This is a genomic window from Taklimakanibacter deserti, from assembly GCA_003574785.1.
On sequence record QORU01000011.1, the window covers coordinates 23,816 to 50,106 of the forward strand.

Sequence of the window (26,291 nt, forward strand, 5' to 3'; positions counted from 1 at the left end):
TGAAAAAGCCCCGCAGTGACGTAAGGCCAATTGACGAGGCGCTGGACAGGGGACGAAACTGTCCCCATTCTCGCCAGGTCCTTAATTGCCTCTTTACCCTTCTTTGTCACAGTCGGCCGCGAATGGGGGAGAGGCCACGGTGCGGCTGGGCGGCGCGCCTGAGGCAGCTTTCACCCCGAGCGGCCAAACAGCTGAGTGGTATCGGTCAAGCATGACAGCGCGCGTCCTTATTGTTGAAGACGACCCAGCCCAGCGGCGCATACTGGAAGAGATGATGAAGCGGTTCGGTTTCGATGCGGCAAGCGTCGAAAGCGGAACCAAGGGCCTCGATATATTGGCCGGCGCATCCGGCGGCCAGATCGAGCTCGTCATCCTCGATCTCATGATGCCGGGCATGGACGGGCTTGAATTCCTCGAGCGCATGGCGGGCGTGCGCGGCCACATCCCGGTGATCGTGCAGACCGCGCAAGGATCGATCGAGACCGTCATCAAGGCCATGCGTGCCGGCGCCGACGACTTCGTCGTGAAGCCGATCTCGCCCGAGCGCCTGCGCGTCTCGGTGCAGAATCTCCTGAAGGTGAACGCCCTTACCGAAGAGGTCAAACGCCTCAACAAGAAGGTCGGCGGCGCCCTTACCTTCGAGGATCTCATCGCCTCCTCGGCGGCGATGGCGGGCGTCATCCGGCTCGGCCGGCGCGGCGCCCAATCCAACATCCCGATCCTGATCGAGGGCCAGTCGGGTGTCGGCAAGGAGATCATCGCGCGTGCCATCCATGGCGAGAGCGAGCGGCGCGGCCGCTCCTTTGTCGCCGTCAATTGCGGCGCCATCCCGGAAAACCTGGTGGAAAGCATTCTGTTCGGCCATGAGAAGGGATCCTTCACCGGCGCCACGTCCAAGCATATCGGCAAGTTCCAGGAGGCCGACGGCGGCACGCTCTTCCTCGATGAGGTGGCCGAGCTGCCTTTGGACATGCAAGTCAAGCTGCTGCGCGCCATCCAGGAAGGCGAGATCGATCCGGTGGGCTCGCGCAAGCCCGTGAAGGTCAATATCAGGCTGATCTCGGCCACCAACCGCAACATGATCGAGATGGTCAAGGCTGGGCAGTTCCGCGAGGACCTCTATTACCGCCTCAATGTCTTCCCGGTCATGGTGCCGCCGCTCAAGGAGCGCAAGGACGATATTCCGGCTCTGGTCAATCATTTCATCACCCGCTTCGCCGCCGAGGAAGGGCGAAAGGTGCATGGCATAGACCCCAGGGCGCTCACCATGCTGCAGGCCTATAGCTGGCCGGGCAACGTCCGCCAGCTCGAGAACACCGTATTCCGCGCCATCGTGCTTTGCGAAGGCGATAGTCTCGAAATCCAGGATTTCCCCCAGATCGCCTCGCTGGTCGAAGGCTATGAGGTGAAGATCCCGGAATTGCCGCCTCAGCCTCAGGCTCAAGCCACGCCCGCCGCTAGCTCGGCGGCGCGCTCGAGCGGGACGGTCATCTCAGATGGCATGGCGCTCGGAATCCCGGCCGTCACCGATGGCGGCCACATCCGCAAGCTCGAGGAAATCGAGGCCGACATGATTCGACTGGCCCTCCACCGCTATCGCGGCCAGATGTCGGAAGTGGCCCGCAAGCTCGGCATCGGCCGATCGACGCTCTATCGCAAGATGCGCGATCTGGGCCTCGAAGATACCGAAAATGGACGCTCGACGGCCTGATTTTTGCCAAGCTGCGCCGGAAGTTGCGGCAAAAACGTTACACTCCCAGTTTAATGTGACGTTAAGGATGCGGGTACCGTTGAAATGCCACGAAGCCGCGGTTAGCTATGGTGTGACCATGGGAGTAGACCGACGATGCGGCTGACGCGGGGATTGGCGGGCACCTCTGCGCTCGTTCTGGCTTTGTTTCTGCTGGGCCCCACGGCGCAGGCGGAAACTGACTGGTTCGCGCCGCGTCACGACCCGGCGGCAAAGCGGTCCGGCTCGATATTCGAATATTTCAAGCGCAAGCGCTATGAGCGCCGTCAGCTGGAGCGCAGCCGGGAAGTCCGCCGCTACCGCCAGCCGGGCCCGCGCATCCAGAACGCGCCGGCGATCGAAAAGGACGTGCCCGAGGCGCCGCTGGTCTATCGGGCCGAAAAGCTGCAGACCTTGCAGGTCGACAGCTTGGCCGAAGCCCTGCCTCAGGAACCGCTGCCGGCGGCCATCTATCGGGAATTGCTGAACAAGGACACGACGCTGCGCGTCACGCCAGACGAAAAGGCAGCTATTCTGGACGTTTACCGCACGAGCGGCTTCAAGCCCTTATGGACGTCGGCCGACGGCCTCGACCGGCGCGGCCGGGACGTCCTGGCAGTGCTGGCGAAGAGCGCGGATGAGGCCCTGGAGCCCTCCGATTATCTGCCGCCGGTGCTCGGCTCGTTCACCGACGGCCCTGAGGTCTTCAAGGACGACATGATTCATCTCGCCCGTCTCGATCTTGGCCTTACCGCCATGACGCTGAAATATGCCCGCCATATCTCGGGCGGCCGCCTCGTTCCCAATCGCCTGACGAAATACAACGACATCACGCCCGACCCGGTGAATCCGGCCGCCGCCGCCAAGGTCCTCGCCTGGTCGCCCTTCCCGCTCGAATATCTGAAGAGCCTCGAGCCCAAGCATCCCGCTCTCGAATTGTTCAAGGCGGAGCTCGCCAAGAAGCGCGCGCTTTTGCATGTCGCCGAGAGCGAGGCGATCCCGCCCGGCAAAAGGGTGAAGCCCGGCGATGCCGATGATCGGCTCTCGCTGGTTCGCCATCATCTCGAAAGGCTGGGCTATCTCACGGCCGAGCCGTCGGCGAGCGGGGACACGGGCCCGCTCCTCGATCCGCAAATGTCGGAAGCGCTCAAGGCCTTCCAGGACGAGGCCCAGCTCAAGGCTTGGGGCGGTCTCGACCAGGCGACCGTCAAAGCCCTCAATGACCGCACCGAGGAGCGCAACGTAGCCAAGCTCGTCTACAATATCGAGAGGCTGCGCTGGCTGCCGAAGGATCTCGGCAGCAAATATGTCTTTGTGAATCAGGCCGCCTATCAGCTCGAGGTCGTCGCCGGCGGCCGCGAGGTCTGGCGCACCAAGGTCATCATCGGCAAGCCGCTCACCCAGACGGTCGCTTTCCACGACCGGATGGAAACGGTGGTCTTCAACCCGTCCTGGGGCGTGCCGCCGTCGATCATCCGCAAGGAAATGCTGCCCATCCTCAGGCGCGACCCCTCCTATCTCGACCGGCTGGGCTATCGTGTGGTCAGCAGGAACGGTCAGATCGTGCGCTCAAGCTCGGTCAACTGGTCGGCCTACAGCAAGGGCGTGCCCTATTCCATCCAGCAGCCGCCGAGCGACGACAACGCGCTCGGCGAGATCAAATTCCTGTTCCCCAACTCGCACAGCATCTATTTCCACGACACGCCGGCGCGCTCGCTTTTCGCGCGCTCGGCCAGGGCCTTCAGCCATGGCTGCGTGCGCGTCGAAAATCCACGCATTTTCGCTGAAACATTGCTCGGCTTGAGTTCCGAGGAAGTGGCCAAGCGCATCGACAGCGGCAGGAGCCAGAGCGCCAAGGTCAGGGGCGACATCAAGGTCCACATCACCTACTTCACCGCCTGGCCCGATGAGAATGGCAAGATCGTCTATTATGACGACGTCTATGGCCGCGATCAGCGCATGGAAACGGCGATTTCGGCAACCGCCGTGGCGGCGAGATAATCTGGATCGCTTGCGCTACTTGGTGGACGGATACTGGTCCATCGACGCCTCGAAGCTCATGAGGGGCGCGATGATGGTTCCATCCTTCTGTTTCTCTCCGCCGAGCGGGTCGACCGGCTGAATGAGGAAGGCGTCCTGTCCCGGATCGAGATTGGAAATGATGACGTCAAATGTCGTGGCACTCTGAGTTTCCGGCGTGAACCAGTGGATGTTGTCTATTGCCGTCGTCATCGGGGCGGCGCCCCCGGGACCAGTAACGTGATCGCCCGTCGGTCGGATGATCAGAGCACCATCCTTCTCGCCCACGCGGTCGAAGGTTCTGACACGGACCTTCCCGTCGATCACCATATGCGCGCTCGCCATATGCTTATGGCCATGCGGGGTAATGACGTGCGATGGATCGAACGTGAAAGTCGCAGCGGTGTAGGCAAGTTTCATGGGCATCCCGTTCTCGTCCCTGAAACGGATTTTCCGTTTGATGGGATCCCCCATGAAGCGCTGGCCGGCCGGCTTCACGCGCGCCCGCCTGATCTCGGCAACCAGAGAGGCGATATCGACCTCTTTCGCAAGCCGATTGACTTCATCGTGCCAACTCTTTTCTGAAACAGCGCCGGAACGCAGGCCCTGCGCCAGCTCCTCCTGGCGGTCGATCCATTGCCGAGCCGGAAGACGGCTGTCGAGGGCTGGAGCGGCGGCCCGCGCTTCATGCACAAGAGCGTAGACGGAAAACGCGCCGAGCATGCCGGAGACGAGCATCCGGCGACGGTTCATGAGTTGCCGCAGCAGCGGGTCATCGCAATCGACCGGAAAATCATCAGACAGATCTATGTGATGATGATCTATCATCGACGCCTCCCACAGGCTGGCCCTCTCGATCAAGGGTGACACCTGGCGGTGACAGAAGCATGCCATTTGCCGCTGCACGTGACAATCGGGGGGGCAAAAACCGGCTCCGGCGCATGGAATCGGGCTTTTGGCAACAGCTGTGTCGACAAGGTGACCTTGGGGCTTGTCCTAGAGTGAAAGGTATTTTTTACTTAAGCCCCTGTTAATCATGGTGATTTAGGATGGCTTTCGACAGGCGCTGCCTAAGAGTGGCCGTATTCTTGTCGCAAGGATGGAAGTGGTGTAAGCCGTCAGGGACGGACGGGTGCATCGTTTCGGGATAATAGTAGGGGAACCGGGGTTCCGGTCTAAAAGTAAGTTATGGGTTTGCTGGCCGCTGAAAACGGACACCACGCATCATTAGCCTCGCGCGCGAAGCGGATCGCCCTCTCCACGGCTTTGGCTGGCGCCTTGACGGCCGGCCTGTGGTTCGGGTTCGGTCACGATGCCTCCGCCGGCGGTGAAACCCGCACCCTCTCGCTCTATCACGTTCACACCAAGGAAAGCCTCACCATCACCTACAAGGTGGATGGCCGCTACATCCCCTCCGCTCTCGAGAAGATCAACTATCTGATGCGCGATTGGCGCCGCAAGGAAGTGATCCGCATCGATCCCAAGACCATCGACCTCATGTGGGAGCTGCATGCCGATTTGGGCTCGACGCGCCCCATCCACATCATCTGCGGCTATCGCTCGCCCAAGACCAACTCCTTCCTGAAGCGCATCGGGCGCAATGTGGCGAAGAAGAGCCAGCACATGATCGGGAAGGCCATTGACCTCTATTTCCCTGATATATCGACCGAAAAGCTGCGCAACAGCGCGCTTGTCCGGCAAGTGGGCGGCGTTGGCTATTACCGTTCGTCAGGCCCCAGCGGCTTCGTCCATATCGATTCGGGCAAAGTGCGCGCCTGGCCGCGCATTGCACCATCGCAGATGGCCCGGATTTTCCGCGACTACCGCAAGACGATCGGCGCGCGCATCAATCGCGATGACCAGATCCTGGTGGCTTCGGCCGAGACCGACAATAATGCGATGAACGCGAAACTCGCCAGCATCGCCTCGACCGACTATGACGAAGAGGACGCCGAGGAGACGGCGGCTGAGACCACAGCCCAGGTGGAAACGAAACCGGCGCCGACCCCGCGGGTGAAGCCGGCGCAGAGGCCCGTCGAGGTGGTCGACGAATATCCGGTCCCGCTGCCCAGGCCCAAGCCGATCGAAGTGCTCATGATGGCGGCCGCCAACATGCAGATCTCCCCTGCCGCCGCACCGCCGGCCGATGTCCAGACGAACTTCAAGTCGCGTTTCGATTCCGAGTCGCTGGGCGTCATCGCCGGCGCCGAATCGATGGCCGAGGAGCCGGACGTGACGCAAACGGCAAATGTCTCCGCCAAGGGCAGCTTCGCCGATTCGCTGCGTGACGGGACGGCTGACAATGTCCCGCTGATCAAACCGTTGAGCACGGCCTCGGCCGCCAATGACGATCTCTTCTGGTGGCCGAAGCAACTGACCTTCAGCCCTGAGCAGGCCATCCGCCGTGACGGTGCGCCGCAGGAAGTGGTGCCGGACGACAGCGAGACGATCGCCGAGATGGCCGCCCCGCAATTGTCCTCGTCGAGCACCTTGATGGTCGCCCAGGCCAATGCCGCGCTCCCGCCGAAGATGCCCGCGCTGCAGAGCGTGTCGAGCGGCAAGGGTGATCTCCTCGAGGTCAATCGGTCGACCAAGGGCAGCATGCTCACGAACGAACCGGTCGCGATGCAGAAGAAGCGCCAGTCGCTCGGCCAGTTCATCGAAGACGTCACCGACAGCAACTGATCGGCCGCCCGTTCCTATTTGGGAGCCGGAGAGCGGATGAGCACCTGCTTTCGGGAGAGGCGTTGAGCTTGCACTGCCCGCCCTCCGGCCGACTGCCCCGGGCTGGGACCAGGACAGGTGGCCGCGAGATAACCGGGGGCCGTCCGAAGATCAATCGCAAGCCTGTCGGAAGCGGCGGATTTCCTCCCCTCTGTGGTTTTTCTACAACAGAAAAAGCCCTTTTAATTCAGGCATTTCGTTCTGATCGAAGAAAGGGTGCGGCAGGAGCAAGATGGGGCGAGCGGTTGATTCTGTCATATAATCAGACTACGGATGATCAGTTCTGGATCAGCTCTGGTCCACGCTCTCGATCCGCTGCTCCGCGAGGAGTTGGTGCTCGGCGAGTGACAGACAGGCCGCCTGCCGCTCGATCGTCCTGGTGTCATGGCCGTCGGGAATTTCGACCCAGCCTGCGGTCGGATCGTCACGGACAAGCAGCTCTTTCGCTCGCGTCAAGATCAATCGCGCGCGCCTGTCCATCGCCTGGCTGTCTGGGCGGCTCTTGTTTCCGGAGGGGGTCATCGGACTGAGGTTGACCTCATCCGTCGCCCGGACGCTCGCTCACGCCAGACCGAGGATCTTGAGCGCCGGCAACACGATCAGGAGGCCTACGGTCAGGCCGCCGCCGGTCATCCGCAACAGCATTTCAAGGAATTCGGCTTTTTCGAAGGTGGGTCGGCTCAACGGATGCTCTCTCATGGTCGGGCCCTCGGATTTCCACTCGCCAACAATGCGCAAATACCGGACTGGTTCCCGGCGATTCACACCTATCCACAATTTTTTTCAGGAATCTGACGAACGGCCGGCATCGGGAATTTCTCCCTCGGCGGAGGCGCGCCCGACTTTCGCTCCGCTGAGCGTCAGCCGGCATTCAATGTCTTTCGTTGCGCGCCGGTATCGTCCGAAAAACGGTTCGTGATTTTTCACTTCGGCGCGCCAAGCGAACCGGGAGACTTTCGTTCAGCTCCGCGCCACCGGTCGGCGCTTGTGCAAAGCCTATCTCAGGCCGCTTCTTCCGCCGGCAGCATGCCCAGCGCATTCAGATAGAGATCGAGTATCGCCTCCTCTTCCTCGCGCTCATGCCGGTCCTTCTTGCGGATGGCAATGACCTTGCGCAGGATTTTGGTGTCGAAGCCATTGGCCTTGGCCTCGGCATAGATCTCCTTGATGTCACCCGCGATGACCTTCTTCTCCTCTTCCAACCTTTCGATGCGCTCGACGAGGCTCTTGAGCTGGCCTTGGGCGAAACTGGTCTTGGTATCCATGGCGGGTTCGGTCCTGGCTAGTGCTTGTGGGTGGATTTGAATTGGGCTTCCTGGACCGGGCTTGCTTCGCGCTGATATTTGGCCTTCCAGTCGGCATAGGGCATGCCATAGACATGGGTGCGCGCATCCTCGCGCGCGATCGCGAGACCCTTGGCCTTGGCGGCTTCCTCATACCAGTTGGACAGGCAATTGCGGCAGAAGCCGGCCAGGTTCATCAGGTCGATGTTCTGAACATCGGTGCGCTGGCGCAAATGCTCGACAAGGCGGCGGAAAACCGCCGCTTCGAGCTCGGTCTGGGTCTTCTGGTCGATCATCATGAACCACCTTTCATAAACGCTTCGAGGATCGGCGCCAGCCGCGAGATCCATTCATCCACACCTGTTTGCCGGGCGATCAGGTCCTGGCGGATCTCGATGAGGCCGTGCCTTAAGTCCCGGCGCGTCCCATGGGTATATAGGGTGTCGCCTTCGAGCGCGCCCGAATAGGGCTCGTTGTCGCCGACATGGAGATCGCCCTTTGCCCGGAGCGCGCCAAGCAGATGGGCCGCGAAACGGTCGTCCTGGTCCCACAGGATGCCCACATGCCAGGGCCGGGAGATGCCTTTCCAAGTGGGTGTGAAGCTGTGGATCGAGACCAGGAGCGGAGCCGTGCCTTCAGCCAGGGCGGCGTCGATCTCGGCCCTGATGGCGGCGTGATAGGGCCGGTGGAACCGGGCGAGGCGCTTCTCCCGTTCCTTATCGTCAACCAGGGCGTTTCCCGGGATGACGGCCCCGTCCGAGACCCGCATGATGAGGGTCGGATCATCGGCGCCGCGGTTGGGATCGATCAGGAGTCGTGAAAACGCCGCCAGGAGCGCCGGACAGCCGAGCGCCAAAGCCAGACCGCGTGTCACCGCCTCGACCCCGATATCATAGGCGATGTGCCGCTCGAATTGCTCGAGCGGCAGGCCGAGCGACCCGTATTCCGCCGGCAAGGAATTTCTGGCGTGATCGGCAATGAGGATGATTCCCCGCTTCAAATCTCCGGGAATCCGGGCAAAACTCTCATCGCGGCTTGTATTAAGGCTTGTTTCAAACATTGCGGGTCTTATAGGGGGTCCGAAATGACCAGTCATCATCTTGCCAAACTTGACGGCAGGACTAGTTGTGGCACAACGCGGGTGCGCCTGGAGGCCTGCCGGCGGTTGACGCCTGTTCATTGACAGGGAATGTTATGATCGATTCGATAGTATCTCTGGAGGCCACGGGACGAATGTCACAATGGTCGGCAACAATGGCTGCCGCGTTTCTGGCTTTGGCCTTCATGACCCAAGGCGCCAAGGCCGATCTCAAGCTGTGCAACAAGACGGAGAGCCGTGTGGGCGTGGCGCTTGGCTATAAGGACAAGGAAGGCTGGGCCTCCGAAGGCTGGTGGAATATCGGCGCCAATAACTGCGAGACCTTGCTCAAGGGCCCGCTCATCGCCCGCTATTACTATATTTTCGCCGTCGACTATGACAAAGGCGGTTCATGGGGCGGCAAGTCGATGATGTGCACCAGGGACAAGATCTTCACCATCCGCGGCATCGGCAACTGCCCCGAACGCGGCTATCAGAAAACCGGTTTCTTCGAGGTCGACACCAAAGAGGAAGTCGACTGGACGATTTCGCTTTCAGGTGAAAAGACCGCGACCGGTAATCAACCCCAGTGAGACGCAATCGCAGCGTCAAGGTCATCGCCACGCTCGGGCCTGCCTCCTCCAGCCCGGAGATGATCGAAAAGCTGTTCCTGGCGGGTGCGGACGTGTTCCGCATCAACATGAGCCATACCTCGCACAAGCTGCTCGAGGAGCTGCATGGCGCGATCCGCCAGGTGGAAGCCAAGCTCAACCGGCCGATCGGCATACTGGCCGATCTTCAGGGACCGAAATTGCGCATCGGCACCTTCAAGGACGGCGAAGCGCGCATCAAGGCCGGCCAGATCTTCACTTTCGACACCGACCCGGCGCCTGGCGATGAAGCCCGCGTCTATCTCGGCCATCCGGAGATCTTTTCCGCCGTCAAGCCGGGCGACAGCCTGCTCGTCAATGACGGGCGTCTCAGGGTCGAGATCACCGATGTGAAGCCCGACCGCCTGGTCACGACCGTGGTCTTCGGCGGCGTCCTGTCGGACAAGAAGGGCCTCAATTTGCCGGACACGATCCTGCCTATCCCGGCCTTGACCGAGAAGGATCGCGCCGATCTCGATTTGGCCGCCCATATCGGCGTCGACTGGATTGCGCTTTCCTTCGTGCAGCGCCCGGACGATGTCGCCGAGGCCCGCAAGCTCATCGCCGGGCGTGCCGGCGTCATGGCCAAGATCGAGAAGCCCTCGGCGCTCAATGCGCTGCAGGAAATCCTCGAGATTTCGGACGGCATCATGGTGGCCCGCGGCGATCTCGGCGTCGAACTGCCGCTCGAGACCGTGCCGGCGCGCCAGAAGCAGATCACCCGCGCCGCAAGGCGCGCCGGACGACCCGTCGTCGTCGCCACCCAGATGCTGGAATCCATGATCGTCGAGCCGGTGCCGACGCGGGCTGAGGTTTCCGACGTCGCCACCGCCGTCTATGAGGGGGCCGATGCCATCATGCTGTCGGCCGAAAGCGCCACCGGCAAATGGCCCGACAAGGCGGTGGCCACTATGGACGCGATCGCCCAGTCGGTCGAGAACGACGCCTTTTATCGCGGCATCATCACCGCGCAGAGAAGCGAGCCGGAGCCCACGAGCGCCGATGCGATCTCGGCCGCCGCCCGCCAGGTCGCCGAGACGCTCAATCTCGCGGCCATCGTCTGCTACACCGCTTCGGGCTCGACCGGCATTCGCGTCTCGCGCGAGCGGCCCGACGTGCCGATCATCGCGCTGTCGCCCATCACCGCGACGAGCCGCCGCCTGGCTCTGGTCTGGGGCCTGCATTGCGTCTTGACCGACGATGCGCATGATCTCGACGACATGGTCTCGCGCGCCTGCAACATCGCGCAGGCCGAAGGCTTCGCCGATCCGGGCGAGCGCATCATCATCACCGCCGGCGTCCCGCTCGGCACGCCCGGCGCCACCAACATGCTGCGCATCGCCTATCTCAGCCGCGATTGAGATCCCTTGCCGTAGTGCAAGGCGCAAGATGCCAGTTCGTTGTTCTCAACTCTTCATCTCCAACGGTGACGACAAGCCCGCCGTCAGTCAGCCGATTGGCTCGAGCCGGCCCCACGACATACTGCCCCTGAGGTGGTGACCAGATCGGCCGCAGTTTGTCTGCGACGATCTCGTAAATACCGTGTCTCCTGACAATCGCTGGCGTGCCGTTCGGCATCGTCACGGCATGGAACCAACCGGGATCGGATCTGTCTTCGGGAACGAGCTCGAACAGCGCAAGTTCGCCATGACGCGTTCCACGAATTTCATAGAGCCGGCCGCCGCCGTCAACAAAAGTACGCTCGCTCTCGATGGGACGGTTCATCCAGCCCCAGCCGAAAGGCGCGATGGCGGGCCCGTCAAGCTGTTCGACGGTTCGTCCGTCATACGAGAAGAGATGTCCATGCGCGTCGCTCATCAAAGCGGTGCCTGACGTCGTTACATCACCGTAGTGGCGGCGCATCCCAGTCCCCGGAATTGGGGAAAATACGCCATCAACCAGTTTCTCTTGATCACCGAGAAAGAGAATGGCGCCTAGCGCCGGGCTGACCCGGCGATCGCCGATCTTTGCAACCACGCGCGTTATGTTGTGCCGTTTTTTCAGCTCGGCTTGAATGCGCTGTCATATTGCGCTCCAACGCCATAGAACCAGCCATTGGGCAGGACCAGTAGATTGAGCCAGCCCATATAGTCGATTCCCGACATCGGGACCGGCAGGTTGCTGATGCTGCCATCGGCGCCGATGACCCGCATTGCGTTACTATCGAGTTCGATCCTTAGGCCGAGCGACGCCACATCCGTCACCAAAGGATGAGCCTCGGGCCGCCACCACGGCGGATCGCGATATTCCTGCTCCTTTGCCGTCGCTGGCACTGACGCGAGTTGCGTTGTGCAGTATTCCGCGGCTTCAGTCTCGCAAGCCGAAACCAGCGCGAGAACGATCCCAGTCACGATGGATGGTGCGCGGGTCATGATGGCTGGCGCTGATTCATTTTCCAGTAAAGTGAGAGAAGCCCGAAGTTGGACTAGATCGGGCGCTCTTCGCTCTCGATCTCTTCGAGCGCGCGCTTGGCCCCATCCATATGCGGATTGAAGCCGAGCGCTTCTTCGAAGGCGGCGCGCGCCGCGCCGAGATCGCCCTGCTGGCGCTTGATCATGCCGCGACCGGAAAGGGCGCCGAAATGCCGGGGCTCGAGCTCCAGCACCTTGTCGATGTCGCTGAGCGAATCATTGTAGCGGCCGATGATGAAATAGACTGTCGCCCGCTTGTTCCAGGCTTCGGCATAATCGGGATGCACCTCGATCACATTGTCGAGGATCGAAAGTGCGGCAGCGGTCTCATTCGCGGCGGAAGCCTTCATCGCCTGCGCGAGAAGCGCATCGGCCGTCGGGCTGTCCGACGTCATCCACAGCGACCAGATCGATTGCTCTATACGCTGGGCTTCCGCGTCATCGGCGCTCTTGATCAGGCGGGCGAAGAGCTTGTCGAGCTGCTCGGCCCGGATTTCCGCCGGCTTGAGCCGCGCCACCGCCGGGATGGGTTGGGGACTGTCGTCACGCCCCGACTGGGCCTCGGCACCGGAGGCGAAGAGGAGAGCGGCAGATAGGACGAGAAGACCGCGCCTAAGCGTCATGGTCCCATTATACAATGCGCCAGTGCGGCAACAAAATGATCACCGCCGCCGTGGCCCGGCGGCGGTGATCACAAAACCGTGGACGATGAGGCCTCAGCCCTGGCGGGCCTTGAAGCGCGGATTGGTCTTGTTGATGATGTAAATACGCCCCTTGCGCCGCACCAGACGATTGTCACGGTGGCGTTTCAGGAGCGATTTCAACGAGTTACGGATCTTCATGACAATCACCAAATAAATCGCACCCACCCCTTTGGGAAGGGTGCCTCTTTCGGAGGCGGGACCATAATGATATGGACCTTCCCTGTCAATTCCGGCTGGATCCGTTGCGATGCTCAACCCGCATTTCCTCATGACCCTCCTGGTGCTGGTGGCAGCACTTGGGGCTATTGCCCGGATGGTCGTCTTGGAGAAACGTCCGCGCGACGACCTCAATCCCCGCCTCATTCCGACGACGCCAGTCCTGCTCGTCAGCGGCTTCGTGGCCTTATTGGCCTTCATTCATCTGGTCAATCTCGTCGGCGTCCACACCGGCCGGTAACGCATGCGAAAGGCGCCCGTGCGGATGCACGGACGCCCCTTAAGTTCAACAATCGGACGCTGATTAAGCCGCCTTCTTGCTCTCGATCACCTTGGGCTCGCTCTTGCCGCTGGTGACGGCGATCGTGCGCGGCTTCATCGCTTCCGGGATTTCGCGCTTCAGCGCGATGTGGAGCAAGCCGTTGTCGAGTTCGGCGCCCAGCACCTGCACGAAATCGGCAAGCTGGAACCGGCGCTCGAAGGCGCGCTGGGCGATGCCCTGATGCAGGAACTCGGTCTTCGCTTCGGTCTTGTCGGCCTTCTTGCCGCTGACCGTGAGCGTGTTCTGCTTCACTTCGACCGTGATGTCGTCCTGGCCGAAACCGGCGACCGCCATGGTCACACGATACTCGTCATTGCCGACGCGCTCGATATTGTAGGGCGGATAGGCCGGGACCTCGAAGCTTCCGGCATTGTCGAGAAGCTGGGCCAGACGATCAAAGCCGACAGTCGAACGATAAAGGGGGGAAAGATCAAACATTGTGCACATCCTCCTTGAGCAAGGTGCAGTTGCATTGGCCCGCCAGAATGACCGGGCCGTTCACGTTGCGGACCCGCCGAAGCGGCGCCCGCACAACTCAAATAATTTTTTTGCGCGCGTTTTCAAGAGGTCAGCCCGGCTTAGATTCTTACAAATAAAACAAAAGCTTACCGGGCAAGCGGCGCGGCTTCGAATGAATGCAGAATGAACGCGGGCTTCGCATGCCGTTCAGTTACGAGGCCGTAATGTCGCGCCCATCGATGGCGAAGGCCATCACCCCGAATGATCGGTCAAGGAGAGATCAATGTTCAAGATTCTTGTCGCTGCTGCTGCGCTGACGGCTGCGGTTGTCACGACCGCGCCGGCTCAGGCGAAGACCAATATCGACTTCAACCTCGGTATCGGCGTCGGTGTCGGCGGCTATTATGGCGGCGGTTATTACGGTGGCGGCTATTACCCCGTCTATGGCGGCTATTATGACGGCATCAGCTGCTGGAAGGCCAAGAAGATCGTGCAGAACCACGGCTTCTACAAGGTCTACGCCATCGATTGCCAGGGCAAGCACATGCGCTTCAAGGCCAAGAAGAAGGGCACCCCCGTCATCGTCACGGTCAACCGGTGGGGCAATATCGTCGGCGTCAACTACATCTAATCCAAGCTTCAGTAGGAAGGGCGCTCTTCGGAGCGCCCTTTTTCTTTGACGGCGCGAACCTACATAAGAAGTGAACCGTGAATGAATTCCAGCGTGGGACGCGGTTCAGATGCAGTCTGACATGTTTGTGCGCAGACTGAGTATCGACGGAGCCGTTATGACTGCCAAATTGCGTTACACTTTTCTCCTCGCCGCCTTGTCACTACCGGCGGCGATCTCTTCCGCGGCCCATGCGGACTCCCAGAAAGGCGGTTACACTTGGCCGTCCACTTATGACTTCTTCATGCCCTATGGCACGAAGGATGGCGGCCCGGTCTATGCCAAGCCTGGATATGCCGGCGCGAGCTTGACCCTCACTTGCAAGGAAGCCACGGGCATTCTCAAGATGCGCGGCTATCGGGATATCGCGGAGCTCAGCTGCTCGGGCAATGTCTACCGCTTCGAGGTCAGCCGCGTGGAAGGCCGTTTCATCATCGACCTCGATCCGCGCACGGGCGACATCGTCAAGCGTCAGCAGATTTAGTCCGCGGGCCCCGATTCGGGCGGGAACTTTATCGAAAGCCCTGGATTTTCTCCAGCCTGTTCATGCCTTGAGAAGGCTTCGGGCCGCCGCATTTTCTTCATGATCCGCGCGCAACTTGGCGCCGTCCCATGGAGAAGTGCGTTGTGGTTGAGGAGAGGGGCATGCTTAGAACAATAATGGCGGCAGGGGCCTTGTCCCTTGGCCTGGTAGTGGCCAGCCCCATGCGTCAGGCGCGCGCTGATTCGTGGCGACTGCGACGACGACAGTGATGACTATCGAGAAGAATATGCGGGGAGTGGCGACGCTCTCGCCTTTTGAGGAAATATTGCCATGCTGATCAGGCTCGGACTCATCGCGGCAGCTTTGGTATCCATGACGGTGGCCTTCGCGGCCAGCGCGGATGCCGGCCAGCGCTGGAAGATGAGATATTACTCTTACGATCCGGACTATGATTTCTATTACGGTCCTGAATACGTGCCGCAGCCGCGCTACTACCGTTACTTGCGCGACCGTCCCGCCTACTACGAGGAAGACGAGGACGATTATGCCTATGAACCGGACTATTACGAGCCGGAATACATACCGCCGCGCAAGAAGCGCAAATCCTACGCCCGGCCGCAGATCGAGACGAAGCCTGCCCAAACGCGGCCCAAGACGCAGGCCGCCAAGAAGAAGCCGACCGCCATCTCCTGCGCCAAGGCAGGTCAGATCGTCTCGGGCTATGGTTTCAAGGGCGTCGAGCAGGTGAGCTGCAAGGGCCAGGTCTATGCCTTCAATGCGACCCGCGACGGCAAGCCTTTTTCGGTCAAGCTCAGCGCCGCCTCGGGCGAGCTGACCGAGGTCAAGAAGCTCAAACAATAATCTCGAGAGCAAGGAACGGAGCCCGCTTCCGTTCCTTGCCGCCGTGCCCGGCATCATGTAAGCGCTGTTGGAGGCCATGAACGAGCACCAGCGCTTGGATCAGATTCTGAAAGCCCCTTTGATTCCCTTGACCCCCCTTCCCGGCAACGGCCTGCCGGAAGGCCTGGTGAGTTCCACCGTCACCGCCAAGGACGGCCGCAAGCTCAGGGCCGCTTACGTCATACCGAGCTCGCCGAAGGGCACGGTGGTGCTGCTCTGCGGGCGCGGCGATTTCATCGAACGCTGGTTCGAGACGATCGCGGATTTCATCCGCCGCGGCTTTGCCGTCGCCACCTTCGATTTTCGCGGCCAAGGCGGATCGGAACGCGTTTACACCGACCGCTATCGCGACGGCGTCAAGAACTTCGCCGAATATGACGACGACTTCGCTTCCTTCATGACGCAGGTCGTCCTGCCCGACTGCCCGCCGCCCTTCTTCGCCGTCGGCCATTCGACCGGCGGCCTCATCCTGCTCCAGGCGCTGACGCGGCGCACCTGGTTCGAGAGGGCGGTTCTTTCCGCGCCCCTGCTCGGTGTCGATGTCGGCATCTGGCCCTTGCCGCTGGTTCGCTTCCTGTGCTGGACTTTTCCCAAAGTGGGCCTTGGCCGCCTCTTCCTGCCCGGCCAGAGCAAGCGACCGCTCGCGCCGCAGAATTTTCCCGGCAATAATCTGACCAGCGATCAGCGCCGTTTCCAGCAGTCGACGAAGACGCTGGTGGAACAGCCCGACCTCGGTGTCGGCGGCCCCACTTTTTCCTGGCTCCATGCGGCGCTCAAATCGATGGACCGGATGGCCGCCGAAGGCGCCAAGGCGACATTCCGCGCGCCGATCCTCATCGTGGCGGCGGGACGCGACCGCGTCGTCGACAATGAGGCGATCCGCCGGTTCTGCGCGGCGGCCACCGGCGTGTCGCTCGCCTTCATTCCGGAAGCCCGCCACGAGATCCTGTTCGAGCGTGACAGCATCCGCGAGCAGTTCTTCGCCGCCTTCGAAGCCTTCACGACTGGATAAGCGCAAGCGCCTCTTCGTGAAGGGCGTGCGAGCTGGCGGCGACCACATTGCCGCCCCGTGCCGCAGGACCCCGCTCCCATGTCGTGACGATGCCGCCTGCTCCTTCGATGATCGGAATCAAGGGCGCGATATCATAGGGCTGCATATGCGCATCGAGGGCGAGATCGGTCTGGCCGGCGGCGAGCACGCAGAAGAAATACGCATCGCCGCCATAGCGCGTGAACCGCGTGGCCTCGGTCAAGCGCTTCAGCACGGCTTTCTCGGCGGCGCTGCGATAAAGCTCGGGCGCGGTCGTGGTGAAGGTCGCTTGCGACAGGGGCCGCGCCGCGCGGGTGTTGAGCTTGCGGGACGTGCCCTGATGCAGCGACCATGCGCCTTGCGGATTGCCGTAGAAGGTCTCGCCCACAAAGGGCTGATTCATGACGCCGACCATGGGCCTCTCCTCGAAAGTGAGACCGATCAGCGTGGCCCAGGTCGGCATGCCTGAGATGAAGGCGCGCGTGCCGTCGACCGGATCGAGCACCCAGGTGAAGCCTGACCGGGCAGGCTTCAGCCCATATTCCTCGCCGTGAATGCCGTGATCGGGATAGCGCTCCTCGATCATGGCCCGCATGATTCGCTCTCCCGCCCGGTCGCCCTCGGTAACGGGGTCCCATAGCGCGCCGGATTTGACATCGATCTCTATGTCTTGGCGAAAGAAGGGAAGAATCGCCTCTGCGGAGGCGCGGGCGAGTTCGAGGGCGAATTGGGTGAGGTCGGTCCAGTTCTGCGCGGTCATGGCGGGCTCTGTTTCGGCGCTTTCGCTAAGCTTATGAATTCGATCAGTTTTATGGAGTTAGTACAAACTGGGGTCGGGTCCTTGTGATCTACGGGAACCCGGTCGATGGCTCAAGCGGTGAAGTTTTGCTGCGACGCAGCAGAATTATCCCCTGTCTCAGGCATGCATTACCCGCATATCCTTTATCCAAAGATGTATGGATATTTCCCGGAATAAGTAAATTTATGCAATTAAAACAAATAGATAACTCATATTTTGCCGATCTGCATTTTCTTAAAGATGTATAAGATTATTCACTTCGATTGACTCTTTCGCTTGAAATTTCGCTGCTGCACTGCCAAATAGACTGCGTGAGACGGAGACGTCTCGCATGCCCTTCCTGGGCGTTTCCTCCCTAGACTTGGGCCGGTTCACGAAAGTGATACCGGCCTTTTTTCTTGGCCTTTTCTGCTCCGCTCTATTCAGCCGCCTGCCGGCGCGGCTGCATGATGTCGGGCAAGGCGGCGAGCAGCCCGGCGAAGACCCGATGCAAGGTGAGCTTGACGGCGGCATAGCCGCGGCTGCGCTCGAGTGTCCGCTCGTCGAGATACAATGCCCGATTGATCTCGATCTGCAGCGCGTGCCGCTGATGCGCCGGCGAACCGTAATTCTGGGTGATGAAGCCGCCGGAGTAAGGCTTGTTGCGCAAGGTTCTCAAGCCCTGGCTGCGCATCAGCTCCTCGAGCGTGGAGACGATCTCATCGGCGCAGGCTACGCCATGCCGGTCGCCGATGACGATATCGACCCGTCCCATTGGCGAGGGTGTGACATGCGAGCAAGCGGTGGAGGGCATGGAATGGCAGTCGACCAGGAGCGCATAGCCGAAGGCCTCGCGCGCCCGGTTGATGAGATCGGCAAGGGTGCGGTGATAGGGCCGGTAGATGGTTTCTATGCGGGCGATGGCGTCGGTGAGCCGCAAGGGTCCCCGGTAGATCTCATCGCCCTCGCTGACGATGCGGGGAATGGTGCCGAGCCCGCCCGCCACGCGCATGGAAGAGACATTGGCAAATCCCGGCAATTCCTCGCGGAACATGCGCGGATCGAGCTCATAGGGCTCGCGGTTCACATCGAGATAGGCGCGCGGGAAATGGGCGTGCAGCAAGGGGGAGCCCAGATCGGCGACGAAGGCGAAGAGCTCGTCGATATAGCAATCTTCCGATTTCCTTAAGGCGTGCGGGTTGAGGCGCGAGGCGGCGAGGAAATCCTCGGGATAAGTGCGGCCACTGTGAGGTGAGTTGAAGATCACCGGCCGGGTCCATTGCCTGGGGGCGATGATGGCGAACGGCTCCATCTCAGAGGGTCTGCCCAATTCGCATGGCTCCTTGTGGCTGCATCATGGGCGAGTATCGCGGTCAAAAGCGCCGTTGTCCACAAGCAAGACGGGCTTTATAGGACATTTACCTGTCCGGCCTAGGCTGGCGGGCCGAAGACGCATGACAGAGCAAATCCCGCCAAAGGCCTGCCCCGGACCCGGGGTTGAAGACTTTGGCGATAAGGATTTACTCCAGGATATTGATTTGGCGCGAATCCTTTCGGCGAAGTGCTTCCACTTCGCCGGGATGCGCGCTAGTGAAAAGAGCCTCCAGGGACCCGGGACAACATGGCCAAGATCGTTTTGGCTGAGGATGATGAGGATATGCGCCGGTTTCTGGTGCGGGCGCTGGAGCGCGCCGGCCATGTCGTCATCTCTTTCGGCGAAGGCGCCAGCGCTTTCGAGGAGATCAAGCAGACGACCTTCGATCTGCTGCTGACCGATATCGTCATGCCGGAGATGGATGGCATCGAGCTGGCGCGCCGGGCGGCCGAGCTCGATCCCTCGCTCAAGATCATGTTCATCACCGGCTTCGCCGCGGTGGCGCTGCACCCCGATTCCCGCGCCCCCAAGGAGGCCAAGGTGCTGTCCAAACCCTTCCATTTGCGCGAGCTCGTGGCCGAGGTCGACCGCATGATGGCGGCCTGAGGGGGCAGCGCGCACCCCGGCGAGTAGTCCGGGGCAGGTTTTGGCGGGATTTGCTCTATGTCACAGGACTTGCGCCCGGGCCCGCTTCCCGATATACCCGGCCCGCTTCAGGCAAATGGCAAGGGCGGTTAGCTCAGCGGTAGAGCACTACGTTGACATCGTAGGGGTCACATGTTCGATCCATGTACCGCCCACCATCCTGCTTCGCACCCACGGCGCTTCGCAGGATTTGCAGAGGTTCCTCCACGAAGCAGGATGCCCTCCGAAGCTTTAGCGTAGGAGGGCTGCCCCTTCTCAGCACCCCCCATTTGATGCAGAATATGCCCACATAACGCGAGCTCGAAGAAAGAGCCGGCGGCCTAGGTGTCGCGTTCCCGAGCAGCCGGCCGTCGCGCTCAAGGGAGCAAACCATGACAGCAAAAGAAATCCGTTTCGGCGATGAAGCGCGCGAGCGCATGCTGCACGGGATCGACATTCTCGCCAATGCAGTGAAGGTCACTCTCGGGCCCAAGGGCCGCAATGTCGTGATCGACAAGTCCTTCGGAGCGCCGCGTACCACCAAGGATGGCGTGACCGTCGCCAAGGAGATCGAACTCGAGGACAGGTTCGAGAATATGGGCGCGCAGCTCGTGCGCGAGGTGGCGTCCAAGACCAGCGATGCGGCGGGCGATGGCACGACGACGGCCACCATTCTCGCCCATGCCATCGTGCGCGAAGGCGCCAAGGCGGTCGCCGCCGGCATGAACCCGATGGATCTGCGGCGCGGCGTCGAGCTCGCGGTGCGCAATGCGGTCGAGGATCTGAAAAAACGGACGAAGAAGGTCAAGGGCTCCGATGAAATCGCCCAGGTCGGCACCATCTCCGCCAATGGCGACAAGACGATCGGCGACATGATCGCCAAGGCCATGCAGAAGGTCGGCAATGAAGGCGTCATCACGGTCGAGGAAGCGAAATCGCTCGACACCGAGCTCGACGTCGTCGAGGGCATGCAGTTCGACCGCGGCTATCTCTCCCCCTACTTCATCACCAATGCCGACAAGATGATCGCCGAAATGGAGGATGCCTATATCCTTCTGCATGAGAAGAAGCTCACAGGGCTGCAAGCCATGCTGCCGATCCTCGAGGCCGTGGTGCAGACGGGCCGGGCCCTGCTGATCGTCGCGGAAGACGTCGAGGGCGAAGCGCTCGCGACCCTCGTCGTCAACAAGCTCAGGGGTGGGCTCAAGGTCACGGCCGTCAAGGCGCCGGGCTTCGGCGACCGGCGCAAGGCCATGCTCGAGGACATCGCCGTCCTCACCGGCGGCCAGGTGATCTCGGAAGAGCTCGGCACCAAGCTCGAGAATGTCACGGTGGAGATGCTCGGCCGCGCCAAGCGCGTGAAGGTCGACAAGGAGAACACCACCATCGTCGACGGACACGGCGAAAAATCCGCCATCCAAGGACGCATCACCCAGATCAGGCAGCAGATCGAAGAGACGACGTCGGACTATGACCGCGAGAAGCTTCAGGAGCGCCTGGCCAAGCTTGCGGGCGGCGTCGCCGTGATCAAGGTCGGCGGTGCCAGCGAGGTCGAAGTGAAGGAGCGCAAGGATCGCGTCGACGACGCGCTCAATGCGACCCGTGCTGCGGTCGAAGAAGGGATCGTGCCGGGCGGCGGCGTCGCCCTGCTGCGCGCCAAGAAAGCGATCGCGGCGCTCACATCGGACAATGCCGATATCCAGGCCGGCATCAACATCGTGTCGAAGGCACTCGAGGCGCCGATCCGCCAGATCGCCGAGAATTCCGGCGTCGAGGGCTCGATCGTGGTGAGCCGTGTGCTCGAGAAATCGGGCAATTTCGGTTTCGACGCCCAAGAGGAAGTGTATGGCGACCTCGTCGAAAAGGGCATCGTCGATCCGACCAAGGTCGTGCGCATCGCGCTCCAGGACGCGGCATCGATCGCCGGCCTCCTCATCACCACCGAAGCGATGCTGGCCGAAAAGCCGAAGAAGGAAACCGGCATGCCCGCCATGCCCGGCGGCGGAATGGGCGGAATGGATTACTGATCGATTCCCGGCCAGCGCTCTTTGAGAAATTCTCGGGCGCGCGTCCGTCAGCCGCTTGGCAGCACGATCAGCTCGCCCGTCATCGACGGCTGGTGGATACCACAGCGGAATTCAAACACTCCCGCCTTGTCGGCGGTGAAGGTTACGGTCGAAAGCTGGCCGCGCTTGACGGTGAAGGTGATGTCGTAGCCATCGATCACCGCCGGGTGCTCCGCGCCATTGACGCCCAGAACCTCCAGCGTGACCTCGTCACCCTGATTCACGATGATCTGGCTGGGCTCCCAGCGATAGGTCGACACTTCCCACCGCCCCTCGGCATTGGGCGCCTTGAGCTCGTAGCCCTTGCCCTCTGGCAGCGCAGTGGTGGGAAAGGGCTCTTTGTCCACTGTCGTTCCGCCCTTGGGCTCGACCGCCACCATGGTGATCGTGCGTTTCATGCCGGCAGCTTCTGCCGGATATGCCGCTGTCACGGTGAACGCCGCGGCCAGCGAAAGCATCATCGCCGGCATGCTTGTCTCAATTCCACGCCTGAACATTAGTGTATCTCCTGGTCAAGGGTATCCTCGCCAGCCAACGCGCAACGTCCCTCGACGATCCGTTGGGACGGCCACTGCATTTCAACGAAGCCGCACGCCGCAGGCCTCATCCTTTGGTGCTCTTGAGGAGGTGCGGACGATCAACGAAGATACGCCGGGGCAGGCGTGACTATTCCAGCCTTCGCTCGCGAAGCGTGCGAAGGCGGGCCTGTTTCCGCGAGCTACGGCTCGGCAAGCCATTTCCCCTAACCTCATCACCGTAAGCGTCCCCGAGCGCCCTGCCCGGCATTGGGCCATGGTCCAACTACCCGGGTCTCTCCTTTCGGGGGAGAATGCCCCGGGACGCGGGGAACCAGTGGCGGGGATGATCATGACGCGAAGCGCGGCTGCCAAGGGCTCAGCCAAGCGCTTGTTATGGGGCGCGTCCGCGATGGTGATGGTTCTCTGGAACAGCGCGGCGCAGAAAGCGGTCGCCGACGAAGGCGGCGTGAGCTTCTGGCTGCCGGGGCAATATGGGAGTCTCGCAGCGCTCCCCGGCAATCCCGGCTGGACGTTCACATCGCTCTATTATCATACCGAGCCCGAGGCCGGGGGCGGAGCCGAGTTCGCGCATGGCGGCGAAATCCGCGCCGGCCTCGCTGCCCGCGGCGATCTTGTGGCGCTCGGGCCGGGCTACATATTCGAAGAGCCGGTTCTCGGGGGCCAGTTTGCGCTGAGCCTGCTCGGCATCGTGGGCAACAGCAAGGCCTCGATCGAAGCGACGTTGACCGGACCCAATGGCAATGAGATTTCCGGCAAGCGAGAGGAGTCGCTTTTCTCCTACGGCGATCTCTTTCCCTCCGCCACGCTCAAATGGAACCACGGCACCAGCAACTACATGCTCTATCTCGCGGGCGACATTCCGGTGGGTGACTATGATCCGGACCGGCTTGCCAATCTCGGCATCGGCCATGGCGCGATCGACGGCGGCGTGGGCTACACCTATTTCAACCCCGAGACCGGCCATGAGTTTTCCTTCGTCACCGGCCTCACCTACAATTTCGAGAACGAACATACCGACTATCAGAACGGCATAGACTGGCACCTCGATTGGGGCGCCTCGCAGTTCCTGTCGCGGACAGCGCATCTCGGTGTCGTCGGCTATGCCTATCAGCAGATCACCGGCGACAGCGGCGATGGCGCGGTCCTCGGAGATTTCGAATCGCGCGTCTTCGGTGTCGGGCCACAAGTCGGTTTCCTCTTCCCGGCCTTCGGCATGCAGGCCTATCTCAATATCAAGGGCTATTATGAATTCGAGGCTGAGAACCGGGCCGAGGGCTGGAATGCATTTGTGACCTTCGCCCTCAGCCAGGCCAAGCATGAAGAACCTAATGTGAAGTAGCGTGCGGCAACCTCGGCGCGGGGAGAAACGGAATCCTCTGGTCCAAGCATCCGCCGCAGTAATTCAATCCTGCGCCTCGCGAGTGCCTGTGAGTTCGAAGATCTCGACCTTCTCCTCGCGTCCCTTGGCCTGGTGGAATCCGAGCGGCCGGAAAACGAAGCCCGCTTGCGCATGATCGCGCACTGCCCGGCTTGCCAGGATCGTCGTGCCGAACGCCTTGTTGATGCCCTCGAGCCTCGACGCGACATTCACCGTGTCGCCCATCGCGGTATATTGCAGGCGGTTCCTGGCGCCGACATTGCCGACCACGGCCGGGCCCGTATGGAGGCCGAACCGCGTGACGAGGACTGGCTTCCCCGCCGCGCGCTGGCTTTCGTTGAAGATCTCTATCCGGCGCGCCAGCTTCAAGGCGCAGAGACAGGCGTGATCGACATGCGCAGGGTCGCTCACCGGCGCGTTCCACATCGCATAGATGGAATCACCCAGATACTGGATGATCGTGCCGTGATTCTCTTCCACCGTTTCATTCATGAGATCGAAATAGCTCGACAGCCAGGAAACGACGTCCTCCGGCGGGTTGTCCTCCGAGATGGTGGTGAAGTCGCGGATATCGGTGAACAGGACGGTGACGTCCAGGCGTTCGCCAAGAGTGACCGATCCCTTGTTCGCGACGATCTTGCGCACCAGTTCGCGCGGCACATAAAGAGCGAAATTGCGGATGGCATCTCTCGCGACCGCCAGCGCATCCGAGAGGAGATTGATCTCCGTCACATAAGACGGCGAGGACGGGACCGTCCTGGTTTCGAGATCGCCGAGCTTGACCGCGTCGGCCGTCAGCCTTGAAAGCGATCGGGTGATGAAACGCGAAACGGCGATCGCCGAGGCGATGCCCGCCAGCAGCAGCGCCAGGGACAGGCCGACGCCCTGCGCAAGGAGGCGCTCGCTCTCCGCCGTGAAATCGCGCAACGGCGCCGCGATAGCGAGGACGTTGCCCTGGAGCAGCGGCGAGAAGGCGATCCGCGATGCGCTCACCAGGTATTTCTCTGGCGGCGCCGTGCCGCCGCCGACCGTCTCGATGCGGGCCTCGGAACCGGTTTCGGCTTTCTTCACGACCTCGAGCAGGCGCTCGTCCTCGGGCGACGGCGGCCCGGCACCGGTCGACTGGATCACCGGGTTTCCTTGCGCGTCGAGGACGAAGGCCTTGCCGCCCGGCGAGATCCGTTCCTGCGCCAGGAATTCGGCGATGGTGTCGAGCCTTATATCGGTGCCGATGACGATGCGTCCGTCCTGCGCATGGCTTTTGGCGATGGTGACGGCGAGCGACTTCGTCGTCGCGGTGACATAGGGACCATCCGCCACGATGCCCGGAACGGCCGAGGCGAGCTTGTACCAGGGCCTCACCCGCGGATCATAGTCGGCTTTTGACGGCGCCGCGGCGGCGATGGCCTGGCCGGCCTGGTTCAGGAACTGCCATCGCGAGACCCGATTACCCGCGTCAGTTGTCTCTATGATCCGGAAGGCGAAAAAGGCCTCTCCCGGCGCTGCGAGGGTCTTGCGCCAGGCGCCGCCCTCCTCGAGGCGGACAAGATGTACGAAGCTGCCATCGGGATAGGCGCAATAGATGCCATCGAGATGGGAGGCATCGGCGAGCGCCGCGACGAGCATGTCGCGTCGGGCGGTCAGTGTTTCGGGCGAGACCCTGGCGGTCGCATCCGCCGCCGACAGCACATTGAGGATCGGCACGGCATCGGCGAACAGCAGCCGGTAGCGGTCCATCGTCCGCTCGCTGAGCGCCGTCATCTGCCGGTTGGCATCGGCGATCGCGGCGGCCTGGCCGCGCTGATAGGACAGCCAGATCAACGGCCCGGAGATGCCGACCAGGAGCAGGATGATCAGCAGGCTGAGATGGAGCTTGAGCGGGCCGGACGGCCCATGCGACCTCAATCAGCGACCTCGTCCCAGCTCTCGTCCGGATTGAACCGTGTGATCCGCTCGGCGAGCTTGGCCGTGTCGGGGCCCAGATCCTTCTGGTAGATCGTGCCGTGATGGCTGACCAGGAAGGTCTGGATGCCCGTCTCGCCATAGCGCGCCGGCCAGGCGATGAGCGCGTATCCGGCGATCATGTTGCCGTTGATGACGTAATCATACTGACCGCCGGCGATATTCTTGCCCTGCCCCTTCAGGATGCGGAAGCGATAGCCGAAATAACCCTGTTCGGGGGGCACGCCCTGCTGCAGCTTCGCCTCGACGACGAAGGGACCGGCCGGGCTCTCATCGCCATCGACCGCCGGCCAATAGAGACCGTCATGGCTGCCTTCCGTGCTCATCAGCTTTTGCGCAAATTCGAGCACATTGTCGTCGTCGCGGTCGTCGCTCGCATAGGCCTGCTGCGCCGCAATGTAGTTGCGGCAGGTGTCGATGGCTTCGAGCTCGTTCTCGCCGATGCGCCGCGCCAGCACTTCCTCCAATCCGTCGACATTGTCGAAATGCCAGCCCTTGTCGGTCTTCACCAGCGGGAAGGGAAACGGCCAAAGCAGGTTGCCGAGCAGGATGATCCGGCGATCGGCGCCCGCTTCTTCGACCCCGACACGCTCTTTCGCGGCCTGCTGCAGGTTCGACAGACGATTGTCGAAATCCTCAGTGTTGGCGATCTCCTTGGCGTTGAGCCCGATCAGTTCGGCAAGACCGGGCACATCCTTGGCGATCATCTTCGCCTTGAAGGCATCGACGGCCTCCGAAGCTTCCTTGAAATTCTGCGGTGCCGAGCCCAGGAATCGCTCGATGCGATCCGCGGCCCAGGACGAAGAAACAAATGCGGCGCTGGCCAGGCAAGCCGCAGCAAGGAGAGTGAGTAAATGCTTGCGATACATAGTGTATCCTCCTGGAATGAC

General features: G+C 61.7%; 29 protein-coding genes and 1 tRNA gene. 14 read left to right on the forward strand and 16 right to left on the reverse strand.

What is annotated here, in order from left to right; translation table 11 throughout:
- Positions 1 to 211 precede the first annotated feature (211 nt).
- Together DS839_RS22480 and DS839_RS22485 are read left to right on the forward strand one after the other, a co-directional pair.
- Complete coding sequence (locus tag DS839_RS22480) at positions 212 to 1,711, forward strand: sigma-54-dependent transcriptional regulator (RefSeq protein ID WP_119272736.1); 1,500 nt, start codon at positions 212 to 214, stop codon at positions 1,709 to 1,711.
- Positions 1,712 to 1,846: 135 nt separating this feature from the next.
- The gene (locus tag DS839_RS22485; protein WP_119272737.1) at positions 1,847 to 3,730 is read left to right on the forward strand and encodes a L,D-transpeptidase family protein; all 1,884 of its coding nucleotides are present in this window, start codon (positions 1,847 to 1,849) and stop codon (positions 3,728 to 3,730) included.
- A 15-nt stretch (positions 3,731 to 3,745) separates the two neighbouring features.
- On the opposite strand, the gene DS839_RS22490 is transcribed toward DS839_RS22485, so the two are convergent.
- Positions 3,746 to 4,576: a cupin domain-containing protein gene (locus tag DS839_RS22490; protein WP_162918728.1), complete on the reverse strand. Its 831-nt coding sequence runs from the start codon at positions 4,574 to 4,576 to the stop codon at positions 3,746 to 3,748.
- Positions 4,577 to 5,026: 450 nt separating this feature from the next.
- Here DS839_RS22490 and DS839_RS22495 point away from each other — a divergent pair, with 450 nt between their 5' ends.
- On the forward strand, positions 5,027 to 6,433 hold the full coding sequence (locus DS839_RS22495; RefSeq protein WP_162918729.1) for a peptidoglycan L,D-endopeptidase MepK: 1,407 nt from the start codon (positions 5,027 to 5,029) through the stop codon (positions 6,431 to 6,433).
- Between the two features lie 327 nt (positions 6,434 to 6,760).
- Here DS839_RS22495 and DS839_RS22500 read toward each other — a convergent pair whose 3' ends face one another.
- The 5 genes from DS839_RS22500 to DS839_RS22515 form a co-directional block, all read right to left on the reverse strand.
- The gene (locus tag DS839_RS22500; protein WP_162918730.1) at positions 6,761 to 6,934 is read right to left on the reverse strand and encodes a hypothetical protein; all 174 of its coding nucleotides are present in this window, start codon (positions 6,932 to 6,934) and stop codon (positions 6,761 to 6,763) included.
- 99 nt (positions 6,935 to 7,033) lie between these two features.
- Positions 7,034 to 7,156: a hypothetical protein gene (locus DS839_RS36990; RefSeq protein ID WP_368911837.1), complete on the reverse strand. Its 123-nt coding sequence runs from the start codon at positions 7,154 to 7,156 to the stop codon at positions 7,034 to 7,036.
- 317 nt (positions 7,157 to 7,473) lie between these two features.
- Positions 7,474 to 7,737 (reverse strand): DUF2312 domain-containing protein, encoded by a 264-nt coding sequence (locus tag DS839_RS22505; RefSeq protein ID WP_119272741.1) that lies wholly within the window; start codon positions 7,735 to 7,737, stop codon positions 7,474 to 7,476.
- 17 nt (positions 7,738 to 7,754) lie between these two features.
- Entirely contained in the window at positions 7,755 to 8,054 is a 300-nt protein-coding gene (locus tag DS839_RS22510; RefSeq protein ID WP_119272742.1) for a DUF1244 domain-containing protein, read from the reverse strand.
- Entirely contained in the window at positions 8,051 to 8,755 is a 705-nt protein-coding gene (locus DS839_RS22515; RefSeq protein ID WP_368911838.1) for an N-formylglutamate amidohydrolase, read from the reverse strand. Before DS839_RS22515 ends, DS839_RS22510 begins: the two co-directional genes overlap by 4 nt.
- 254 nt (positions 8,756 to 9,009) lie before the next feature.
- Between DS839_RS22515 and DS839_RS22520 the strand changes: the two genes are divergently transcribed.
- Together DS839_RS22520 and pyk are read left to right on the forward strand one after the other, a co-directional pair.
- Positions 9,010 to 9,426, forward strand: a complete 417-nt coding sequence (locus tag DS839_RS22520; RefSeq protein WP_368911839.1) for a DUF1036 domain-containing protein — start codon at positions 9,010 to 9,012, stop codon at positions 9,424 to 9,426.
- Positions 9,423 to 10,844: a pyruvate kinase gene (gene pyk / locus DS839_RS22525; protein ID WP_119272745.1), complete on the forward strand. Its 1,422-nt coding sequence runs from the start codon at positions 9,423 to 9,425 to the stop codon at positions 10,842 to 10,844. Before DS839_RS22520 ends, pyk begins: the two co-directional genes overlap by 4 nt.
- On the opposite strand, the gene DS839_RS22530 is transcribed toward pyk, so the two are convergent.
- The 4 genes from DS839_RS22530 to ykgO all read right to left on the reverse strand — a co-directional run bounded on the left by DS839_RS22530 (position 10,831) and on the right by ykgO (position 12,736).
- A complete protein-coding gene (locus DS839_RS22530) occupies positions 10,831 to 11,460 on the reverse strand; it encodes a hypothetical protein (protein WP_119272746.1) in 630 nt (209 codons plus the stop codon). The genes pyk and DS839_RS22530 overlap by 14 nt on opposite strands.
- A 23-nt stretch (positions 11,461 to 11,483) precedes the next feature.
- Positions 11,484 to 11,855, reverse strand: coding sequence for a hypothetical protein (locus tag DS839_RS22535; protein WP_119272747.1), 372 nt, complete (start codon positions 11,853 to 11,855; stop codon positions 11,484 to 11,486).
- A 53-nt stretch (positions 11,856 to 11,908) separates the two neighbouring features.
- Positions 11,909 to 12,517, reverse strand: coding sequence for a tetratricopeptide repeat protein (locus DS839_RS22540; protein ID WP_119272748.1), 609 nt, complete (start codon positions 12,515 to 12,517; stop codon positions 11,909 to 11,911).
- A 93-nt stretch (positions 12,518 to 12,610) separates the two neighbouring features.
- Positions 12,611 to 12,736, reverse strand: a complete 126-nt coding sequence (ykgO, locus tag DS839_RS22545) for a type B 50S ribosomal protein L36 (RefSeq protein WP_119272963.1) — start codon at positions 12,734 to 12,736, stop codon at positions 12,611 to 12,613.
- Between the two features lie 109 nt (positions 12,737 to 12,845).
- Between ykgO and DS839_RS22550 the strand changes: the two genes are divergently transcribed.
- A complete protein-coding gene (locus DS839_RS22550; protein ID WP_119272749.1) occupies positions 12,846 to 13,055 on the forward strand; it encodes a hypothetical protein in 210 nt (69 codons plus the stop codon).
- Positions 13,056 to 13,118: 63 nt separating this feature from the next.
- Here DS839_RS22550 and DS839_RS22555 read toward each other — a convergent pair whose 3' ends face one another.
- Positions 13,119 to 13,574 carry an Hsp20 family protein gene (locus tag DS839_RS22555; RefSeq protein WP_162918731.1) on the reverse strand — a complete coding sequence of 152 codons (456 nt, stop codon included), beginning with the start codon at positions 13,572 to 13,574 and terminating at the stop codon, positions 13,119 to 13,121.
- Positions 13,575 to 13,878: 304 nt separating this feature from the next.
- Here DS839_RS22555 and DS839_RS22560 point away from each other — a divergent pair, with 304 nt between their 5' ends.
- The 4 genes from DS839_RS22560 to DS839_RS22575 all read left to right on the forward strand — a co-directional run bounded on the left by DS839_RS22560 (position 13,879) and on the right by DS839_RS22575 (position 16,661).
- A complete protein-coding gene (locus DS839_RS22560) occupies positions 13,879 to 14,226 on the forward strand; it encodes a hypothetical protein (RefSeq protein ID WP_119272751.1) in 348 nt (115 codons plus the stop codon).
- Between the two features lie 157 nt (positions 14,227 to 14,383).
- Positions 14,384 to 14,749 (forward strand): hypothetical protein, encoded by a 366-nt coding sequence (locus DS839_RS22565; protein WP_119272752.1) that lies wholly within the window; start codon positions 14,384 to 14,386, stop codon positions 14,747 to 14,749.
- 330 nt (positions 14,750 to 15,079) lie between these two features.
- The gene (locus DS839_RS22570) at positions 15,080 to 15,610 is read left to right on the forward strand and encodes a hypothetical protein (protein ID WP_119272753.1); all 531 of its coding nucleotides are present in this window, start codon (positions 15,080 to 15,082) and stop codon (positions 15,608 to 15,610) included.
- A 127-nt stretch (positions 15,611 to 15,737) separates the two neighbouring features.
- A complete protein-coding gene (locus tag DS839_RS22575) occupies positions 15,738 to 16,661 on the forward strand; it encodes an alpha/beta fold hydrolase (RefSeq protein WP_162918732.1) in 924 nt (307 codons plus the stop codon).
- Here DS839_RS22575 and hisN read toward each other — a convergent pair.
- Both hisN and DS839_RS22585 read right to left on the reverse strand, forming a co-directional pair.
- Positions 16,648 to 17,439: a histidinol-phosphatase gene (gene hisN, locus DS839_RS22580; protein WP_119272755.1), complete on the reverse strand. Its 792-nt coding sequence runs from the start codon at positions 17,437 to 17,439 to the stop codon at positions 16,648 to 16,650. The genes DS839_RS22575 and hisN overlap by 14 nt on opposite strands.
- A 457-nt stretch (positions 17,440 to 17,896) precedes the next feature.
- Positions 17,897 to 18,769: an N-formylglutamate amidohydrolase gene (locus DS839_RS22585; RefSeq protein ID WP_119272756.1), complete on the reverse strand. Its 873-nt coding sequence runs from the start codon at positions 18,767 to 18,769 to the stop codon at positions 17,897 to 17,899.
- A 309-nt stretch (positions 18,770 to 19,078) separates the two neighbouring features.
- Here DS839_RS22585 and cpdR point away from each other — a divergent pair, with 309 nt between their 5' ends.
- From cpdR to groL, 3 genes are all read left to right on the forward strand, one after another.
- Positions 19,079 to 19,438, forward strand: coding sequence for a cell cycle two-component system response regulator CpdR (gene cpdR, locus DS839_RS22590; RefSeq protein WP_119272757.1), 360 nt, complete (start codon positions 19,079 to 19,081; stop codon positions 19,436 to 19,438).
- Between the two features lie 122 nt (positions 19,439 to 19,560).
- Positions 19,561 to 19,635: transfer RNA gene (locus DS839_RS22595), tRNA-Val, on the forward strand.
- Positions 19,636 to 19,848: 213 nt separating this feature from the next.
- The gene (gene groL, locus DS839_RS22600) at positions 19,849 to 21,483 is read left to right on the forward strand and encodes a chaperonin GroEL (RefSeq protein WP_119272758.1); all 1,635 of its coding nucleotides are present in this window, start codon (positions 19,849 to 19,851) and stop codon (positions 21,481 to 21,483) included.
- Between the two features lie 47 nt (positions 21,484 to 21,530).
- Here groL and DS839_RS22605 read toward each other — a convergent pair whose 3' ends face one another.
- A complete protein-coding gene (locus DS839_RS22605) occupies positions 21,531 to 21,992 on the reverse strand; it encodes a cupredoxin domain-containing protein (RefSeq protein ID WP_119272759.1) in 462 nt (153 codons plus the stop codon).
- Between the two features lie 397 nt (positions 21,993 to 22,389).
- Here DS839_RS22605 and DS839_RS22610 point away from each other — a divergent pair, with 397 nt between their 5' ends.
- On the forward strand, positions 22,390 to 23,400 hold the full coding sequence (locus tag DS839_RS22610; RefSeq protein WP_119272964.1) for a SphA family protein: 1,011 nt from the start codon (positions 22,390 to 22,392) through the stop codon (positions 23,398 to 23,400).
- A gap of 63 nt (positions 23,401 to 23,463) precedes the next feature.
- Here the strand turns inward: DS839_RS22610 and DS839_RS22615 are convergent, their stop codons facing one another.
- The gene (locus DS839_RS22615; RefSeq protein ID WP_119272760.1) at positions 23,464 to 25,344 is read right to left on the reverse strand and encodes an adenylate/guanylate cyclase domain-containing protein; all 1,881 of its coding nucleotides are present in this window, start codon (positions 25,342 to 25,344) and stop codon (positions 23,464 to 23,466) included.
- Entirely contained in the window at positions 25,341 to 26,270 is a 930-nt protein-coding gene (locus tag DS839_RS22620) for a DUF2950 domain-containing protein (RefSeq protein ID WP_119272761.1), read from the reverse strand. The genes DS839_RS22615 and DS839_RS22620 overlap by 4 nt, the downstream gene beginning before the upstream one ends.
- Positions 26,271 to 26,291 lie beyond the last annotated feature (21 nt).